Annotated in this window: 15 protein-coding genes; 7 read left to right on the plus strand and 8 right to left on the minus strand. The window is 72.0% G+C overall.

The features are described 5' to 3' along the window. Positions 1 to 215: 215 nt before the first annotated feature. Entirely contained in the window at positions 216 to 1,058 is an 843-nt protein-coding gene (locus tag KBX46_RS09610; RefSeq protein WP_210792147.1) for an endo alpha-1,4 polygalactosaminidase, read from the minus strand. Positions 1,059 to 1,175: 117 nt separating this feature from the next. Beyond that, positions 1,176 to 2,324: a CAP domain-containing protein gene (locus KBX46_RS09615; protein WP_307871301.1), complete on the minus strand. Its 1,149-nt coding sequence runs from the start codon at positions 2,322 to 2,324 to the stop codon at positions 1,176 to 1,178. Positions 2,325 to 2,697: 373 nt separating this feature from the next. Here KBX46_RS09615 and KBX46_RS09620 point away from each other — a divergent pair, with 373 nt between their 5' ends. The 3 genes from KBX46_RS09620 to KBX46_RS09630 all read left to right on the plus strand — a co-directional run bounded on the left by KBX46_RS09620 (position 2,698) and on the right by KBX46_RS09630 (position 7,485). Further along, positions 2,698 to 2,892, plus strand: a complete 195-nt coding sequence (locus KBX46_RS09620; RefSeq protein ID WP_007456482.1) for a hypothetical protein — start codon at positions 2,698 to 2,700, stop codon at positions 2,890 to 2,892. 358 nt (positions 2,893 to 3,250) lie between these two features. Further along, positions 3,251 to 6,865, plus strand: a complete 3,615-nt coding sequence (smc, locus tag KBX46_RS09625) for a chromosome segregation protein SMC (protein ID WP_210792148.1) — start codon at positions 3,251 to 3,253, stop codon at positions 6,863 to 6,865. Then, a complete protein-coding gene (locus KBX46_RS09630) occupies positions 6,865 to 7,485 on the plus strand; it encodes an HAD-IA family hydrolase (protein WP_210792149.1) in 621 nt (206 codons plus the stop codon). The genes smc and KBX46_RS09630 overlap by 1 nt, the downstream gene beginning before the upstream one ends. Positions 7,486 to 7,498: 13 nt before the next feature. Here the strand turns inward: KBX46_RS09630 and KBX46_RS09635 are convergent, their stop codons facing one another. Further along, entirely contained in the window at positions 7,499 to 8,449 is a 951-nt protein-coding gene (locus KBX46_RS09635) for an SMP-30/gluconolactonase/LRE family protein (RefSeq protein ID WP_247667230.1), read from the minus strand. 77 nt (positions 8,450 to 8,526) lie between these two features. On the opposite strand from KBX46_RS09635, the gene KBX46_RS09640 reads away from it, so the two are divergent. Then, positions 8,527 to 9,498 (plus strand): helix-turn-helix transcriptional regulator, encoded by a 972-nt coding sequence (locus KBX46_RS09640; protein ID WP_210792150.1) that lies wholly within the window; start codon positions 8,527 to 8,529, stop codon positions 9,496 to 9,498. A 13-nt stretch (positions 9,499 to 9,511) separates the two neighbouring features. Here the strand turns inward: KBX46_RS09640 and KBX46_RS09645 are convergent, their stop codons facing one another. The 5 genes from KBX46_RS09645 to KBX46_RS09665 form a co-directional block, all read right to left on the minus strand. Continuing rightward, positions 9,512 to 10,042, minus strand: coding sequence for a DinB family protein (locus tag KBX46_RS09645; RefSeq protein ID WP_088946607.1), 531 nt, complete (start codon positions 10,040 to 10,042; stop codon positions 9,512 to 9,514). Positions 10,043 to 10,084: 42 nt separating this feature from the next. Further along, positions 10,085 to 10,579 carry a universal stress protein gene (locus tag KBX46_RS09650; RefSeq protein ID WP_247667231.1) on the minus strand — a complete coding sequence of 165 codons (495 nt, stop codon included), beginning with the start codon at positions 10,577 to 10,579 and terminating at the stop codon, positions 10,085 to 10,087. 11 nt (positions 10,580 to 10,590) lie between these two features. Beyond that, positions 10,591 to 12,210, minus strand: a complete 1,620-nt coding sequence (locus KBX46_RS09655; protein WP_210792151.1) for an MDR family MFS transporter — start codon at positions 12,208 to 12,210, stop codon at positions 10,591 to 10,593. 144 nt (positions 12,211 to 12,354) lie between these two features. Continuing rightward, complete coding sequence (locus tag KBX46_RS09660; protein WP_231927243.1) at positions 12,355 to 12,795, minus strand: MarR family winged helix-turn-helix transcriptional regulator; 441 nt, start codon at positions 12,793 to 12,795, stop codon at positions 12,355 to 12,357. A gap of 9 nt (positions 12,796 to 12,804) precedes the next feature. Next, a complete protein-coding gene (locus KBX46_RS09665; protein ID WP_210792152.1) occupies positions 12,805 to 14,532 on the minus strand; it encodes an alkaline phosphatase D family protein in 1,728 nt (575 codons plus the stop codon). Positions 14,533 to 14,681: 149 nt separating this feature from the next. Between KBX46_RS09665 and ftsY the strand changes: the two genes are divergently transcribed. The 3 genes from ftsY (at position 14,682) to KBX46_RS09680 (ending at position 18,425) form a co-directional block, all read left to right on the plus strand. Further along, positions 14,682 to 15,869 (plus strand): signal recognition particle-docking protein FtsY, encoded by a 1,188-nt coding sequence (ftsY, locus tag KBX46_RS09670; RefSeq protein ID WP_088946610.1) that lies wholly within the window; start codon positions 14,682 to 14,684, stop codon positions 15,867 to 15,869. 6 nt (positions 15,870 to 15,875) lie between these two features. After that, positions 15,876 to 16,739, plus strand: coding sequence for an aminoglycoside phosphotransferase family protein (locus tag KBX46_RS09675; protein WP_172861967.1), 864 nt, complete (start codon positions 15,876 to 15,878; stop codon positions 16,737 to 16,739). A gap of 276 nt (positions 16,740 to 17,015) precedes the next feature. Next, a complete protein-coding gene (locus KBX46_RS09680; RefSeq protein WP_088946612.1) occupies positions 17,016 to 18,425 on the plus strand; it encodes an ammonium transporter in 1,410 nt (469 codons plus the stop codon). Position 18,426: the final 1 nt, after the last annotated feature.

The raw sequence follows: 18,426 nt of genomic DNA on the forward strand, positions 1-18,426 counted from the left end.
CCTTGATCAACTCGGGTTCATTGATGTCGCGGTATCCCAGGGCGCCTGATACCGCGACATCATGAAAGGCGAGTCGATCAAGGGGCGGAGGCCAGCGGGGCGGGGAGCGGTGGGGTGTGGCGGGGCTGGGCTGGGTGCAGCCGGGCTGGGTGCAGCCGGGCTGGGTGCAGCCGGGCCACGGCCACGGCCGGGCCACGGCCCGGCCCACAGCCGTGTCAGGGCAGGGGGCAGGCTTCCCGCCAGGCGTCCAACGGACGGTCCTTCCGGATCGACGCGAAGCCGTAGCCGACGGTGGTGACGCAGAACTCGTCGGTCGAGCTGGCGTACTCCACGTGGAAGACCGGTTTGCCGGCGTCGACGAACGGCAGCAGCTTGGCGCACTGGCCCAGCCGGACGCACTCCTCGTTGACGACGAAGTCGAAGTCCGGGGCCAGTGCGGCGAGCTGGGGCACGTCGTTGACCAGCCCGGGGGAGAGGCTCAGCGCGCGGGCCAGCTCGGCCAGCCGGCGGTTGAACAGCAGTTGGTCGTCGAAGTCGAGCGGGAAGCCGGTGCGGGACGCGTACCCGTCGGCGTCGGCGAGCGCCACCGCGCCGAAGCCCTTGCCCCGGCAGAGTCGGAAACGGTCGGCCAGTACCGGCTTGAGCGCGTCCCAGCTCCGCACGTCCAGCCACCGGCTGTCGGGCCGACGTCCGGTCGAGCCCTGGACGATATCCGGGAACCGGCTGGCGTCCGGGTCGGTGGTGCGGACCGACCCGACGTGCACCTGGCAGATCAACCGGCGGTCCCGGGAGCGCAGGTCGGCGGTCTGTTCGGTGGTGGTGACCACCGGGTCGAGCAGGAAGACGTCTGCTTCCACCGTCGGGTCGAGCGGGCCGCTGAGCTGCCACTGCCACTGCCAGGTGCGGGCAGACGCGGCCGGCCAAGCGGTGGGCGCGCCGGGCGGGGTCAGCTTGGCTCGGCACCCGTACGCCGGCACGACCAGGAGGAGCGCGACGCCGGCCGACAGGACGCGGCGCAGTGGGCGTACGGCGACGTGTCGCCGCGGCCGGATCCACATCGGCAGCTCCCGGGTCCCGGACGGCCCGTCGCCGCCCGCACCGGTACGCCGCCCCGCACCCTCGGCCCGACGTACCTCACCGGGTCAAACGAGCGCGGGGGCGCGGACGACGCGCGGTCAGCGCGGCGCGGCGAAGACCTGCGTCCAGTACGGCCCGTTGCTGTTGGCGATGCCGACGCCGATCTCGGTGAACGCGCAGTTCAGGATGTTGGCCCGGTGGCCGGAGCTGTTCATCCAGGCATCCATCACCGCGGCCGGGGTCTTCTGGTTCCAGGCCACGTTCTCGCCGTACGTGCGCCAGGTGTAGCCGACCCGGTTCAGGCGGGTGCCGGCGTTGCTGCCGTCGCTGCCGGTGTGCGACATCTTCCGGTGGTCGGCCTGGTCCTGACTGTGCTTCTGTGCGGCGGTCATCAGCTTGGCGTCGATGCTCAGCGCCTTGCAGCCGGCCTTGGCCCGCTCGGCGTTGACCAGGTTCACCACCTCGCGGGCCTGGGCGCTGACGGTGCCGCTGGAGCCGCTGGACCCGCTGTTCGTGTTCGGCGCGGTGCTGCGCTCGACGCTGCGGCGCGACGCGGCGGTGGTCCGTGATGCCGCCGGGGTCGGCTTGACGACCTTGCTCGGCGAGGGGCTCGGCTGCGCCGGGCTGGGCGTGGCGGATGGGGAGGGTGCGGCCAGGGTGTCGATGGCCGGCTGCTCGGCCGGGGCCTCCGTCGCGAAGGTGTCGTCGACGGCGGTTGGCTGACTGCCCCCGTTGTCACCGCCGGGCAGCGCGAGCGCGCCGACGCCGAAGCTCACCACGAGGGTGGCCGCTGCGGCGGCGCCTCCGATCATCAGTGGCTTGCGCCAGCGGCGGGGGGAGCGGTGCCGGCCCTCGCCGGGCCGGCCGGTAACGCCGACTGTCGTCTCCGGGTCGGCGTCGGTGTGCCAGCCGCCGGTGGTCTCCGCGTCGGTGTCCGGGTGCCAGCCGCCGGTGGGGTCCTCGGCCGGGCGGCTGTTGGCCCAGGCGCCGCTCCCGCCATCGGGGCGGTGGGCCGGCCAGGTGGCGGTGTGGGCGTCGGCCGAGGCGGCGGGTGTCGCCGGGCCCGACTGCCAGTCGGCGGAGGGCTGCTCCGGGTGCCACTCGTCGCCGGTCTGGTTGGAGTCGTCACCGAACAGGTAGGCCGAGCGGGGCTCCGGACGGTCGTGCAGCCAGGCCGGCTCGTCGGTCGGCCGTTCGACGCGCCGGGGTGCGCCGTTCGGGTCCATCGGGTCGGTCCAGCCGTACACGCCTATGCCTCCAGGGGTCGGTTGCGGGCCGGGGTGACGCTACGGCGCGCCCCCGAGCTGCGGCAACGTGGCTAAGGAAGAGTTAAGGGGAAGTCGGACGCGAGGGGGCGGACTTCCGGAAATCCGGGCGTACAGTAAAGGTGTCCGGACAGAGAGTGTCCGTGCCTTGAAGGCAGCCCCCCGACAAGTGGACAGGTCGACGTGGAGATGATCTACGGCCTGCGAGAACTTGACGAAGGAGGGGGTTTCGGCTCAATATATAGGTGTCGCCAGTCGCGCCCGGTCATGCCCAGATACAGCCTGGAATGACAGCCGCGTACTTAATGGGCGCGCGTTGGCCGGCCTTTCCGGCAGCGCATATCAAGGAGTCAGCATGGCGAAGGCCCTCTACGGCCACGTAGGTGCAGCGCCCGACCGGCGTCTGCTCGACGAGGTCACCCGACTGCGTGCCAGGGTGCAGGCACTGGAGTTCGAGATCACGCGTCTGCGTGCCGACAACGATCGGCTCGCGGCGGCTGCGGCGGAGGCGGACGATCTGCTCCGTCTGGCCGAGCCGGCGCTGACCTGATCTCCACCTCGACAAAACTGAATCGCACTATCGCAAAAAGCGCGCCGACACGTTCTGTGCCGGCGCGCAACACTGTCCGGTTCCTTTCGGGCCGACGATTTGTGATCTTGTGGTCGGTCGCACGGGAACCGTCCCGGCCGCATCCGAATAGCGCGCCCACGGATAAGCCGATCATGAACTGCTCTCGCCATTATCGGGGCCGTCGGAACAACAGCGCGGTGGTGCCTCGCGCCCTCGACGCACACGACCCGGGGCGGGTCGCGTGCTCCTCCGTTCCCACCACCGGGTTAGTCTGCGAGTTCACCCAGGTCCCCAGAGCCGGCGACGGTACGGCGGCCACCGGACGAGGATCGAGAAGGTGTATCTCAAGAGCCTGACGGTGAAGGGCTTCAAGTCCTTCGCCTCCGCCACGACGTTGAAGCTGGAGCCCGGGATCACCTGTGTGGTGGGCCCGAACGGCTCCGGCAAGTCCAACGTCGTCGACGCCATCGCCTGGGTCCTCGGCGAGCAGGGCGCCAAGGCCCTGCGCGGCGGCAAGATGGAGGACGTCATCTTCGCCGGCACCGCCGGCCGGGCGCCACTGGGCCGCGCCGAGGTCACCCTCACCATCGACAACACCGACGGCGCGCTGCCGATCGAGTACACCGAGGTCTCCATCACCCGCCGGATGTTCCGCTCCGGCGAGAGCGAGTACGAGATCAACGGCAACACCTGCCGGTTGCTCGACATCCAGGAGCTGCTGTCCGACTCCGGCATCGGCCGGGAGATGCACATCATCGTCGGGCAGGGCCGACTCGACGGCATGCTGCACGCCAAGCCGGAGGACCGGCGGGCGTTCATCGAGGAGGCGGCCGGCGTCCTCAAGCACCGCAAGCGCAAGGAAAAGGCGCTGCGCAAGCTCGACGCGATGCAGACCAACCTCAACCGCCTGACCGACCTCACCGCTGAGCTGCGCCGTCAGCTCAAGCCACTGGGCCGGCAGGCCGAGGTGGCCCGCCGTGCCGCCGCCATCCAGGCCAACCTGCGCGACGCGCGGCTGCGTCTGCTCGCCGACGACCTGGCCACCCTGCGCACCACTCTCGATCGGGAGATCGCCGACGAGACCGCGCTGCGCGAGCGGCGTGAGCAGATCGAGGGCGAGCACGTCGAGGTGCAGGGCCGGCTCGGCGAGTTGGAGGCCGCCCTCGCGGAGGACGCGCCGCTGCTCGCCGCCGCCCAGGACACCTGGTACAAGCTGTCCGCCCTCCAGGAGCGCTTCCGCTCGATCGAGCAGTTGGCCCGGGAACGGCTGCGGCACCTCAGCGCCAGCGGCGACGACGAGCGGCCCGGCCGCGACCCGGACCAGCTGGAGGCCGAGGCGGAGCGCGTCCGCGAGCAGGAGGAGGAGCTGCGCGGGGCACTGACCGACGACCAGATCCGGCTGGCCGAGGCGGTCGAGCACCGCCAGGAGCTGGAACGGCAGCTCGCCGCCGCCGAACGGGAGCTGGTCGCCGCCGCCAAGGCCATCGCCGACCGCCGGGAGGGGATGGCCCGGCTCACCGGGCAGGTCAACTCGGCCCGCGCCCGGACGACCAGCGCCGGCGAGGAGATCGAACGACTCGCCGTCGCGCACGCCGACGCGCTGGGCCGCGCCGAGCAGGCGCAGGCCGACCTGGACGCGGTGGCCGCCCAGTCCACCGAGGCCGACCGGGACAACGCGGACCTGGACGCCCGGCACGCCGAGGCGGTCGCCGTGCAGGAGCGGGCGCAGGCCACCGTGCGCTCGCTGTCCGACGCCGAGCGCGCGGCGGAGAAGGACGCCGCCACCTGGAAGGCCCGGGAGGAGGCGCTGGCGCTCGGGCTGCGCCGCAAGGACGGCGCGGGAGCGCTGCTCGCCCGGGCCGGCGACGTGCCCGGCCTGCTCGGCAGCCTCGCCGGGCTGCTCACCGTCGCGCCCGGCCACGAGGCCGCGCTGGCCGCCGCGCTCGGCGGTCTCGCCGACGCGGTCGCCGTCAGCGGGGTGGACGAGGCCGTCGAGGCGATGCGCCTGCTGAAGATCTCCGACGCCGGCCGGGCCGGCCTGCTCGTCGGCAGCCCGGCGGGGCCCGGCATGACCGGTTCCGCCGACGCGCTGCGCCCGAAGCTGCCCGACGACGCCCGGTGGGCCCCCGACCTGGTGGAGTGCAGCGCCGAGCTGCGTCCGGCCGTGCACCGGGCACTGCGCGACGTGGCGCTCGTCGACGATCTCGCCGCAGCCGCCGACCTGGTCGCCAGCAACCCCGAGCTGCGGGCGGTCACCCCCGACGGTGACGTGGTCGGGGCGTACGCGGCGGCTGGCGGGTCGGCCAAGGCCCCCAGCTACATCGAGGTGCAGGCCGCCGTCGAGGAGGCCCGCGCCAACCGGCTCACCGCCGAGCGCGCCGGTGTGGAGCTGCGCGACCAGCTCGTCGAGGCGCGCGCCGAGGTCGCCGCCGCCAAGGAGACCGTGCAGCACGCCGCCGCCGAGAAGCGTGAGGCGGAGAGCCACCGCAACGCCGCCGCCCGCCGGCTGGCCGAGCTGGGTGCGGCGGCCCGCTCGGCGAAGGCGGAGACCGACCGGCTTGGTGAGTCCCGCTCCCGCGCCGAGGCGGCTCGACAGCGGGACCTCATCGCACTCGCCGAGCTGGAGGAACGGCTGCGGCTGGCCGAGGAGACCCCGGTCGACGCCGAGCCGTCCAGCGAGGAACGGGACCAACTCGCCGCGATGGTGCCGCAGGCCCGGCAGAACGAGATGGAGGTCCGGCTCGCCGTGCGTACCGCCGAGGAGCGGGTCTCCTCGATCGCCGGTCGGGCCGACTCGCTGGCCCGGCAGGCCACCGCGGAGCGGGCCGCCCGGGAGCGCGCCGCAGCCCGGCGGGCCGCGCGCACCAGGGGTGCGGGCATCGCCCGGGCCGTCGCCGGCGGCGCCCGGGAGGCCCTCACCCGGCTCACCACCTCGATCGCGACGGCCGAGGAGCACCGCGACGCGGTCGCGCTGGAACGCGCCGCCCGCGAGGCGGAGCTTCAGGAGGTACGCGGGGCAGCCAAGCGTCTCGGTGCGGAGCTGGAGCGGCTGACCAGCCAGGTGCACCGTGACGAGGTGGCCCGCGCCGAGCAACGACTGCGCATCGAGCAGTTGGAGGCGAAGGCCGCCGAGGACTTCGGGCTGGACGTGGAGACGCTGGTCGCCGAGTACGGCCCCGCGCAGCCCGTTCCGCCGACCCAGGTCGACGTCGCGACGGCCGAACGGGACGGCCTGCCGGTGCCCGAGCCGGTGCGCTACGAGCGGCCGGTGCAGGAGAAGCGCGCCGCCAAGGCGGAACGCGAACTGGCCCTGCTCGGCAAGGTCAACCCGCTCGCGCTGGAAGAGTTCGCCGCGCTGGAGGAGCGCTTCAAGTTCCTCTCCGAGCAGTTGGAAGACCTCAAGGCCACCCGTCGGGACCTGCTCACCGTGGTCAAGGACGTGGACGAGCGGATCCTGGAGGTCTTCGCCAGCGCCTTCGAGGACACCGCTCGGGAGTTCGAGCAGGTGTTCACGGTGCTCTTCCCCGGCGGCGAGGGCCGGCTGATCCTCACCGAGCCGGACGACCTGCTCACCACCGGCGTCGAGGTGGAGGCCCGCCCGCCGGGCAAGAAGATCAAGCGGCTCTCGCTGCTCTCCGGCGGCGAGCGGTCGCTGACCGCGGTGGCCATGCTTGTGGCGATCTTCCGCGCCCGGCCCAGCCCGTTCTACATCATGGACGAGGTGGAGGCGGCCCTCGACGACGTCAACCTGGGCCGGCTGATCCTGTTGCTGGCACAGTTGCGGGAGAAGAGCCAGCTGATCGTCATCACGCACCAGAAGCGGACGATGGAGATCGCGGACGCGCTCTACGGGGTCACCATGCGCAGCGGGGTCACCCAGGTGATCAGCCAACGGCTCAACCGGGCCGACGAGGACGACCAGCGGCACGGCCGCGGCGAGGAGAACGGGTAGTGGCTCGGGAACGCGCGACGGCGCTCCTGCTGGACTTCGACGGCGTACTGCGCCGGTGGGATCCGGCGGTGGCTGCCGGTGTCGAGCGGGAGTACGGCCTGTCCGAGGGGGTGCTCGGCGAGATCGCCATGCAGTGGGGCCGGCTTCAGCCGGTGCTCACCGGCCAGGTCAGCCACGCCGAGTGGGTGAGCAGCGTGGCCGACGCTCTCGCCGAGCCGGCCGGTGGCCCGGACCGGGCCCGGGCAGCGGTGGAGCAGTGGCAGCGCTACCGGGGTGAGGTGGACACCGAGGTGCTCGACTTCGTCCGCGAGGTACGCGCGGCCGGGATCACTGTCGGGCTGGGCACCAACGCCACCGACCTGCTCGACGCCGACCTGGCCGCCCTCGGTCTGGTCGGCGAGCTGGACGTGGTGGTCAACTCCTCCACCCTCGGAGTGCACAAGCCCGCCCCGGAATACTTCCAGGCCGCCTGCCAGGCCCTGGCCACCCCGCCGGCCCGGGTGCTCTTCGTCGACGACGAGGACTGGGCCGTACGAGGTGCCCGCTCCGCCGGGCTGTCGGCGCACCGCTGGGGCGGCCACGCCGACCTGCGTTACCTGCGGGCGGCTCTGGACCACTGAGCCGCGCCGCCTCTCAGCGCAGGCCGGGGACCTCGGTCACCGTGAACGGTGGCGCCGGCGCGGTCGCGTTGAGCTGGCTGTTGACCCACAGCAGCCGGTCGTGGTCGCGGGCCAGGGTGGTCGGGGACTGCTCCAGGCCGGCGGTGTGGGACTGCCGGACCACCCGGGCGGCCCGAAGGTCGCCGTCCAGCACCGCCAGGTTGACCGCGAAGCGGTACCCGCCAGCGGGATCGGGGAAGTTGACCACGCCGTAGAGGCGGTCGCCCTCCAGCAACAGCCCGTCGGCGCCGAGCTGTCCACCCGACACGGCGACCTCGCTGGCCGTGGCGTCGGCGAGGTCGATGCGCCACAGACGTTCGCTGCCCGGCTCACCGGTGCCCTGGTCGGCAACGAGCGCGAGCCGACCGTCGGCGGTGGCGACGATGCCGTTGAGGAAGCCGGGGGCGGCCGGGAAGTCGGACGGCAGCAGCCACGGTACGAGCGGGCCGACGCGTCCACCGTCCAGCGTGGCCCGCCAGATCGTGCCGCTGGCCGAGTCGGTCACGTACACGGCATGGTCGGTGATCACCAGGTCGTTGAGAGCCGACCTGGTCACCGCGCTCCGCTTCGCCAGCAGGCGGCCGTCCGGGTCGTACACGAAGAGGGTCGCGGTGTCGTAACCGGCCACGAAGAGCCGGCCGGCGCGATCGACGTGGACCCCGGCGGCGCGGGTCCGCCCGTCCGAGCCGGCGGGGAGGAACGGGCGCAGCCACCGGTGCCGGACGTCGCCGCGGTAGACGGCGCCGGTGGCGACGCTGGTGACGTACATGGTGCCGGTGCGGGTGACGGCGATGCCCTCGGGCAGCACCCCCGGCTCGCCGGAGACGACGTACGTGTCGGGACGCGCGACGGCGGCGTGCGCTGGCGCTCCCGAGGTGCCGGTGAGCACGACCAGGCTGGTGGCCAGGACAAGGAAGATGTTCATGGGCCGAGGATTCCGGTCCGGTCGCAGCCTGCTCCATGCCCTTTCAGGCAGGGCCGAAGGGTGGCTAGCGTCGGCTCATGCTGACGTTGCAGCTCACCGCGACGGATCTGAGCCGCACCGTCTTGCGCTCCGAACCCGCGGTGCTGCTGGAGCTCGGGGCGGCCGGCCAGCGGCTGTTCGAGGCCGCACCGGAACACCTCACGGTCTGGCGGGCACGCACCCGGGCGGCGCTGCGCCCGGAGATGCGCCCGTACCTCGACCTGTGCCGGCTGCCCTGGTGGTTTCCGGACTTCCTCACCCCGCCGAGCCTCGGCAGCGACCTGCCGGCCGCCCTGGACGAGGTGCTGGCCACCCCGACGGCGACGCTGGCGGCGGAACTGCGCCCCCGGATCGCCGCCGGCGACCTGCCGGCCCGGGTCGGTGCCCTCGCCTCCGGCGAGACGGCCGCCCGGCAGCGACTGAGCGCGGCGATGCGGGCGTTCCACCAGGTCGCGGTCGCGCCGTACCAGGACACGATCACGGCAGCGGTCCACGGTGACCGGGCCGTGCGGGCCCACACCATGGTGGACGCCGGGATCGACCGGGTCCTGCGTGACCTGAGCCCGTACCTGTTCTGGAAACCGTACGGCGAGCGGTACGAGTTGTCGTACGAGTGTGGGTTCGCCACCGGAGTCACCCTGGCCCCGGCCGGCCGAGGCGTCACGCTGGTGCCGTCGTACCTGCTGCCCCGACCCTGCGTCCTGGACGACCCGGCCGGCCCGATGGTGCTGGCCTACCCGATCCGGCCCACCCGACGGGCGCTGGTGAGCAGCAGACCCCTGGCCGACCTGCTGGGGCGCACCCGAGCGGCGGTGCTGGGTGTGATCGCCGACGGCCCGAGCACCTCACAGGTGGCCCGGACGGTCGGCATCTCCCTGGCCTCGGCCAGCCAGCACGCCACCATCCTCCGGTCGGCCGGGTTGGTCACCACCCGCCGGGCGGGCCCGGCGGTGCGACACACGCTCACCCCGCTGGGCGAGCACCTGCTCCGGGCCGGGCGCCCCGGCTGACGAGGGCAGCGGGTCAATCGCCGGTGACGCCGTCGATGCGTTCCCGGATCAGGTCGGCGTGGCCGTTGTGCCGGGCGTACTCCTCGATCATGTGCAGGTACGCCCAGCGCAGGCTGAAGGTGCGTGTCCCGTCGCTGCGGGTCAGCATGAACGTCTCGTCCAGGGACCGTCCCTCGGTGGCCGCCCGTGCCGCTTCGACCTCGGCTCGGAAGGCGGCGAAGGCGGCCTCCGCGTCGGCGCCCGCCGCAGCGTGGAAGTCGGCGTCGTTGTCGGTGGAGTAGTCGAAGAGGTCGGGCAGGTCCTGGCCGGCGAAGCGCTGGCGGAACCAGGAGCGCTCGACGTCGGTCATGTGCAGGACCAACCCGAGAAGGCTCAGGCCGGAGGGCTCGACGCTTGCCGTGCGCAACTGCTCGGCGGTCAGGCCGGCGCACTTGTGCAGCAGGGTGTCGCGGTGGTAGTCGAGCCAGCCCTCCAGCATGGTGCGCTCATCTGCGACCAGAGGCTCGTGACTGCGGTCGATCTCCGGTGCTCTCCATGTCGTCATCGGGTCATCCTGCGGCTCGGGTACGACAGCCGCGACCGGTTATCAGGGCACCACGACGACGGGCCACCGGCCGGTGCGGACCAGCCGGGTGGCGACCGAGCCGACCAGCCGGTGACCGGCCTGCTCGGACGCGCCCACCACCACCATGTCGGCCTGGAACTCGTCCGCCGCCGCGCACAACTCCCCGTACGCGTCACCGCGCCGGGACAGGAAAGTCAGCGGTACGCCCAGTTCCTCGGCCCCGCGGCGGCACTCCCGGCGCAGATCGGCGGCCAGCTCGTCGTGGGTCCGCTGCACCGCGCCGGCGTCCATCCCCGGCATCAGGGCGGTCAGCCCGCTCGTCGAGCTGACGTAGACCACCACCAACGCGGCACCCTGCCGGCGGGCCAGGCCGGCGGCGTACCAGCCGGCCCGCTCGGAGGTGCGGGTGCCGTCGACGCCGACCAGGACCACCCGGGGCCCGTCCGTGCCGCGTTCGAACGGCAGCGGGCGGGTCCGGGGGCCGTACTCCTCGCGGTCCGGTGCTCCCACGCTCATGGCTGGCTACCTCACCTCTGCTCGCCGGTGCGGACCACGGCGGCACCAGCGCCGGCCGCGATGGTTGATTCCTGCTCGACCTCGGTGCCGACCGGAGAGCTGCTGTGCTGCCGCAGCGGCACCTCCTTGATGAAGCTCACAGCGATCAGTGCGATCAGCGCGAAGGGGGCGGCGGCCAGGAAGATGTCGCCGGCGCCGTGGCCGTACGCGCTCTCCACCACGGCCCGGATCGGCCCGGGCAGGGTGTGCACGTCGGGCAGGACACCACCGCTGCCCGAGCCGGACGCGGCGATCCCGAGCCGGCCGAGGCCCTCAGCGGTGTAGCCCGTGACCTTGTGGGCGAGCACCGCGCCGAGCACGGAAACGCCGATCGCGCCGCCCAGGCTGCGGAAGAACGCAACCGTCGAGCTGGCCACGCCGAGTTCGTGCGTGCCGACGGTGTTCTGCACGGCGAGGACCAGGTTCTGCATGGTCATGCCCAGGCCGATGCCGACCAGCGCCATGTAGATGCTGAGCAGTGTGAAGCTGGTGTCGGCCCGGAGCGTGCCCATCAGCGCGAAGCCGGCGGTGAGCAGCGCCGTACCGATGACCAGGAACCTCTTCCAGCGGCCGGTACGGGTGATGATCCGTCCGCTCAGCGTGGAGGAGACCAGCAGACCGAGGATCATCGGCAGCGTCATCAGGCCGGACATGGTCGGGCTCTGGCCGCGGCTGATCTGGAAGTACTGGCCGAGGAAGACCGAGGCGCCGAACATGCCCACGCCGACCGCGATGCTGGCGACGACGGCCAGGGTGATGGTGCGGTTGCGGAACAGCCGCGGCGGGATCATCGGCTCGGCGGCCCGGGTCTCGACCCGGATCGCCAGCGCGCCGAGCACCAGGGCACCGACCACCATGACGGCGCTCTGCCAGGAGGCCCAGGCGAACTGGCCGCCAGCGAGCGAGACCCAGATCAGCAGCAGCGAGACGGCTGCGGTGATCAGCGTGGCGCCCCACCAGTCGATCTGTGCCTTCCGCTTGATCACGGGCAGGTGCAGGGTCTTCTGGAGCACGACCAGCGCGGCGATGGCGAACGGCACGCCGACGTAGAAGCACCAGCGCCAGCCGAGCCAGGAGGTGTCCACGATCACACCGCCGATCAGCGGGCCGCCGATGGTGCCGACGGCCATCACAGCGCCGAGGTAGCCGCTGTAGCGGCCCCGCTCGCGTGGCGCGATCATGGTCGCCATGATCACCTGAGCCAGCGCGGTGAGGCCGCCGGCGCCGATTCCCTGGAGCACCCGGCAGGCGATCAGCTCGCTGGTGCCCTGTGCGGCCCCGGCCAGCACCGAGCCCAGCACGTAGATCCCCAGGGAGATCTGGACCAGGAGCTTCTTGCTGGTCAGGTCCGCGAGTTTGCCCCAGATGGGGGTGGTCGCGGTGGTCGCGAGCAGGGCTGAGGTGACCACCCAGGTGTACGCGGACTGGCTGCGGTGCAGTTCGGTGATGATCCTCGGCAGCGCGTTCGAGACGACCGTGGAGGAGAGGATCGCGACGAACATGCCCAGCAGCAGGCCGGAGAGGGCCTGCAGGATCTGCCGGTGCGTCATGTCGACGCCGGTCGCCCGTGGGGGCGCTGTCGCCTGGGTCATCGTTGCTGCCTCCGGAGGGAGTCGAGGTGAAGCGACGGGGGCGGTTTCGCGAGGGTCGCCTGAGAGTTGCCTGAGGCAACCGTATATTTGGTTGCCTGAAGCAACAACCTGACGGAGCGGTGCGCTATTCCCCGTCTCGGAGCGCTACTGCCAGGAGTCGTTGAACCGGCCCAACAGCCGGGCGAACTCCTCGACGTCCCGGGCCGGCCAGTCGTTCAGCGTGCGCAGCAACTCTCCCACCCGCGCAGACCGGGCTGCGTCGAACCGGCGCTGGCCCTCCTCGGTGAACGTGATCTGCGCGGCCCGTCGGTCGCTCGGGTCGGGGTCGCGGTAGACCAGGCCGAGGACCTCCAGGGCGTTGATCTGCCGGCTCAGCGTTCCCTTGCCCACACCGAGCCGCGCCGCCAACTCGGTCAACCGGATCGACCCACTGCGCCGCAACCAGAGCAGGAGCCCGTAGGTGTTCGGCTCCAGGTTCGGGTGCACCTCGCGGGCGATCTCCCAGGAAACCGCCCGCCCACGGCGCAGCAGGGCGGTCAACTCGTGCTCGACCGCCCGGATCGGTTCTGGCAGGTGCTCGTCCACGCGTAGAGACTACGGCGAGGTCGGCCGTGCGGCGGCCGAGAGTCGGCGCCGCATCACGGGGCGTAGGTGGCCGTCCTTCGTGGTGCCCTCGATGACCACGTCAGCCCTGCGCCCCTCATGCGTCAGGGTCGCGACCGCGTTGCCGAAGTAGGGACCGGCCAACTTGCGCCACCGCACCCCCGGCCGCCGGACACCCGCGGAGCGAGCCAGCGCCCGGGTGGCACCGGCCGGACCGGCCGACCAACCGAGCCGCATCAGCGGACGGATGCCGGCCGGCACCTGGTTGTGGATCGGTGAGCAGGTGAGCTGGTGCACGGGTGTGACCACCGCCGGGTCGCCGAACCGGGCCCGGGCCACGTACGAGTGGTGCACGTCCCCGGAGAGCACGCTGATCGACGCCGGCGGGGCGTACGCCGGACCGGCGCCGACCCGCGCGCCGGACTCCCGGGGGGTGCCGGTGCCGATGCGGGTGAAGGTCTCCGCCAGCGCCTCGAAGGAACGCCGGAACGCCGCCCAGTGCTCCAGGTCCAGTGCGCGGCGCAGCTTCTCCGCCCCGCGTGCCACCCAGGGGCGACGCGAGTCCGCCAACTTCTCGTTCCACGCCTCGATGTGGTGGATGCCCTGCGGCAGCAGCCAGGGCAGCGAGGCGCCGACCACCAGGTGGTCGTAGACCCCGTGCGCCTGGTCGAGGAACCAGGACCACTCGCCCGGCGGCAGCATCGCCCGGCTGCCCGGGTCGAGCACCCGGCTGCACCTGTTGTCGAGCATGACCAGCCGGGTCCGGCCCAGGTCCAGTGCGTAACTCCACTGGTACTGCACCGCGCGCCAGCGCTCGGTGTCGTGCGCCACATCCGACTCCTGGTCGACCCGGTGCCCGAAATCGCGCAGCACCCCGGTGGCGTCCTCGGCGGCGGCGACCTTCGCGAAGACCGGGTCGGCGGCGATCTCGTCCGGGGAGAGGTTGCCGAGGTGCTGGTAGACCCAGTACGAGGCGAGCCCGCTGCCGATCCGCTCCTGCCACCACGGCTGCTCGCGCATCTCGGCACGCCACGCCGCCGAGGTGTTCCAGTCGTCGATGATCTCGTGATCGTCGAAGATCATCACGCTCGGCACGGTGGAGAGCAGCCAACGGATCTCCGGGTCACGCCAGGACTCCAGATAGAGCTTCGTGTACTCGTCGAAGCTCACCACCTGGTCGGCCGGGGCGCCCTTCGGACGCCGCCGGCGCCGACGCAGCAGCCGGCGCACCGTGGGCGAGGTGACGTCGGCGTAGACCTGGTCACCGAGCAGCACCAGCAGGTCCGGCGGCGGGTTCGCCTCCGGGTCGGCCATCAACCGTCGGGCGTACGCGTCCAGCGCGTCCGGTGGCAGCTTGCGGGTCGTGGAGTGCTGGGTGGTCTCGCGGCACGAGCCGAAGATCAGGTTGACCGGCTGGTCCCGGTCGTCGGCGGCCCGGGTGCGGATCACGCTCGGCGGGAAGCCGCTGCTCGGCACCGGCCAGACCACCTCGTCGTCGACGACCACCTCGTAGGTGGTCGCGCTGTCCGGGGTCAGCCCCTCCACCACCACGAGGGCGTAGTGGTGGTCGTACGCCGAGAAGGTGGGCGCGGTGCCGGTGGCGCCGTCGGCGGTGCGGACGGTGACCACGGCGGGCGCGGCCGTCTCCACCCAGACGGTCGCTCGGGTGTCCACCACTCGCCGCAGGAGTGGGCCGATGAGGAGGTGTGCGGCGGGCATGCGGCCGAGCCTACCGCCGGTTCCCGGCACCGGCCTGGTGCGGTGGTTGAGACTCCGGGCACCGCTCGGGGTGCGGTGGCTGAGACTCCGGGCACCGCCCCGGGTGCGGTGGCTGAGACGCCGCCGCCCGCATCTGACAGGATTCCGGCATGGCCGAATATCTCGTCCTCGCTCTGGTCCTGCTCGGTGTGTTGATCGCCGGCACAGTAGGGCTGGTCGTGCCGCGCCTGCGGCGTCGGCCCGAGCCCCCGCTGCCGCACACCGAGGTCGACACCAGGGCCGAGGAAGATCTCGCCGGCCCGCCGGTCGAGGCACCGGAGTCCGAACTGTCCACCGGCGTCCTGGTCGAGCCGCCGCCGGTCATCGAGGCGCCCGCACCGGTGGAGGTGCCCGAGCCGACCGCCGGGCGGCTGGTCCGGCTCCGCTCGCGACTGTCCCGCTCGCAGAACGTCTTCGGCAAGGGCCTGCTCGGCCTGCTCGCCCGCGACCACCTCGACGAGGACGTCTGGGAGGAGATCGAGGACAGCCTGATCACCGCCGACGTCGGCGTCGACGCCACCCGCGACATCGTCGACCGGCTTCGTGAGCGCACCCGGGTGCTCGGCACCCGTTCGGCGTCCGAGCTGCGGGCACTGCTCGCCGCCGAGCTGGTCAACGCGCTCGACCCGAGCCTGGACCGCTCGTTGCGGACCGCCCCGAAGGACGGCGTGCCGGCGGTGGTCCTCGTCGTCGGCGTCAACGGCGCCGGCAAGACCACCACCTGCGGCAAGATCGCCCGAGTGCTGGTCGCCGACGGCCGTACCGTGCTGCTCGGCGCCGCGGACACCTTCCGGGCCGCCGCCGCCGACCAGCTGGAGACCTGGGGCTCCCGCGTAGGCGCGGAGACCGTCCGGGGGCCCGAGGCCGCCGACCCGGCCAGTGTCGCCTTCGACGCGGTCAAGCGCGGCATCGACACCGGCGTGGACACCGTGCTCATCGACACCGCCGGCCGCCTGCAGAACAAGGTCGGCCTGATGGACGAGCTGGGCAAGGTCAAGCGCGTGGTGGAGAAGCAGGGCCCGATCGACGAGACACTGCTCATCCTGGACGCCACCACCGGCCAGAACGGCCTGGAGCAGGCCCGGGTCTTCACCGAGGTGGTCAACGTGACCGGCGTGGTGCTGACCAAGCTCGACGGCACCGCCAAGGGCGGCATCGTGATCGCCGTGCAGCGCAAGCTCGGCATCCCCGTGAAGCTGGTCGGCCTCGGTGAGGGCAAGGACGACCTGGCCCCGTTCGACCCGGCGCAGTTCGTCGACGCGTTGCTGGGGACCGAGGCCACCGGACGGGACGCGTAGTCTCGGGTGTCCAGTGACAACCGCGCATACGCGGGCTGGCGTGACCCCGGCCACCCCTCGCAGCGCCTCGGGAGACCGTACGTGACTTCGCAGGAGATCCCGCTGCACGGCGGCAACGTGAGCACCGTCGTCCGCGTCGGTGACACGGTCCGCCGCAACGCCGGGCCGTGGACACCGTCCGTGCACGCCCTGCTGCGGCACCTGGAGTACGTGGGCTTCACCGGCGCACCCCGGGCGCTCGGCATGGACGAGCGCAACCGCGAGGTGCTGTCGTACCTGGAGGGGGAGTGCGGGGAATACCCGCTCGCCCCGCACTGGGTGACCGACGAGGCGCTGGTCACCGTCGCCACCATGCTGCGGATGTTCCACGACGCGCAGTACGGCTTCACCCCGCAGCCGGGGGCGGTCTGGCGCTCGTTCGGGCCCCCGCCACCGGACACCGAGGTGATCTGCCACCACGACGCAGCGCCGCACAACGTGATCTGGCGGCCGGACGGCACCCTCGGGCTGATCGACTTCGACCTCGCCTCACCCGGCGCGCGGATCTACGACGTGGCGTACGCGGCCTGGACCTGGGTGCCGATCTTCGCGGACCGTGACTCGATCACGCTCGGCTGGAAGCACCCGGACCGGCCGCGCCGGCTCCGGCTCTTCGCCGACGCGTACGGGCTGATCCCTCGGGACCGGCACCGGCTGATCCGGACCATCCGTAAGCGGATCGTGGACCACGTCGAGGGCATCCGCCGGATGGCCGCCGCCGGTGAGCCGGCGTTCGTCCGGATCGTGCACAAGGGCCACCTGCGCCGACCGATGCGCGATCTGCGGCTGCTCGACTACGAGCGGCACGCACTGGAGAACGCCCTCCGCTGACCGTCGACCGCTCGATGCTCGGCCGGTCCCGTCAAGCGGACCGGTCGATGGGCCTGGCCGGTCAGCCATCGACGTCAACCGTCCGAACGATCCACCATTGTCCATGCCGCCGACTGTGCGGACTTCGTGACACGTACGAAACAACCCGTCACGAAACGGAAACCCGCCCGGGACCCTGTGTGAAACAGCCGGCCGCGAAGCTTCCGCGCAACCGGCCTACGGGCGACGCTGCCCCGGAAAGCCGCGAAGGAGGAATTCACCCTTTAGGAGGCCAGCGTGCCTGAAGCACCGACGATCGACGGCGCCAACACCACGTGGCTGCTGGTTTCGACCGCGCTCGTGCTGCTCATGACCCCGGGACTGGCGCTGTTCTACGGCGGCCTCAACCGGGCCAAGGGCGTACTCAACATGATGATGATGAGCTTCTCCGCTATCGGGCTCATCTCTATTCTGTGGTGGTTCTACGGATTCAGCGTCGCCTTCGGGACCGACGTGAACGGCTTCTGGGGCGACCCGGGGGCGTACCTCGGCACCAAGACGTTCCTCGCCGAGACCGACCTGTGGGGTGCCACGGCGGAGAACCCCAGCGGCATCGGGGTCCCGCTCTACGTGTTCATGGCCTTCCAGATGGTCTTCGCGGTGATCACCGTCGCGCTGATCAGCGGTGCCATCGCCGACCGGGCAAAGTTCGCCGGCTGGCTGCTGTTCGCCTTCGGCTGGGCCACCCTGGTCTACTTCCCGGTCGCCCACTGGGTGTGGGGCGGCGGCATCATCGGCGCCGACATCCACGCCCTGGACTTCGCCGGTGGCACCGCGGTGCACATCAACGCCGGTGCGGCGGCCCTGGCCGTGGCTCTGGTGCTCGGCAAGCGGCTCGGTTGGCCGCGTGAGGGCATGAAGCCGCACAACATCCCGCTGGTCGCGCTCGGTGCGGGTCTGCTGTGGTTCGGCTGGTTCGGGTTCAACGCCGGCTCCGAGCTGACCGTCGACTCCGTCGCCGGCCTCGCCTTCATCAACACCCAGCTCGCCACGGCGGCGGCGGTGCTCGGCTGGATCGCTGTCGAGTGGGTCAAGACCCGTAAGCCGACGATGGTGGGCGCCTCGTCCGGTGCCGTCGCCGGCCTGGTCGCCATCACCCCGGCCTGTGGTTTCATCGCCCCGTGGGCGGCCGTCCTGCTCGGCATCGTCGCCGGTGCGGTGTGCGCGCTCGCCGTCAGCCTCAAGTACAAGCTCGGCTACGACGACTCGCTCGACGTGGTCGGCGTGCACTTCGTCGGTGGTTGGATCGGCTCGCTCTGGCTCGGTCTCTTCGCCACCAACTCGGTCAACGCCGCGATCAGCGACGTGGTGGGCGCCTCCGACGGTCTCTTCTACGGCGGCGGCGCGACCCAGCTCGGGCGGCAGGCCCTCGCCGGCCTGATCGTCACCGTCTGGTCCTTCGGCATCGCCTGGGTGCTGGCCTTCGTCATCGAGAAGACGATCGGCTTCCGGGTCAAGGGTGAGGACGAGGTCGAGGGCATCGACATCGCCGAGCACGCCGAGAGCAGCTACGACCTGTCCCCGGCCGGTGGTGGCACGGGCAGCGCGTTCGCGATGGCCGGTATCGGCACCCCCGGTGGCGGCACGAGTGGTGCCAAGCCGCCGGCGGAGCCCGCCGAGACGGTCAGCGAAAAGGTCGCCGGTTAAC

This window comes from Micromonospora sp. C81 (genome assembly GCF_018070425.1).
Taxonomy (GTDB): Bacteria; Actinomycetota; Actinomycetes; order Mycobacteriales; family Micromonosporaceae; genus Micromonospora; species Micromonospora zamorensis.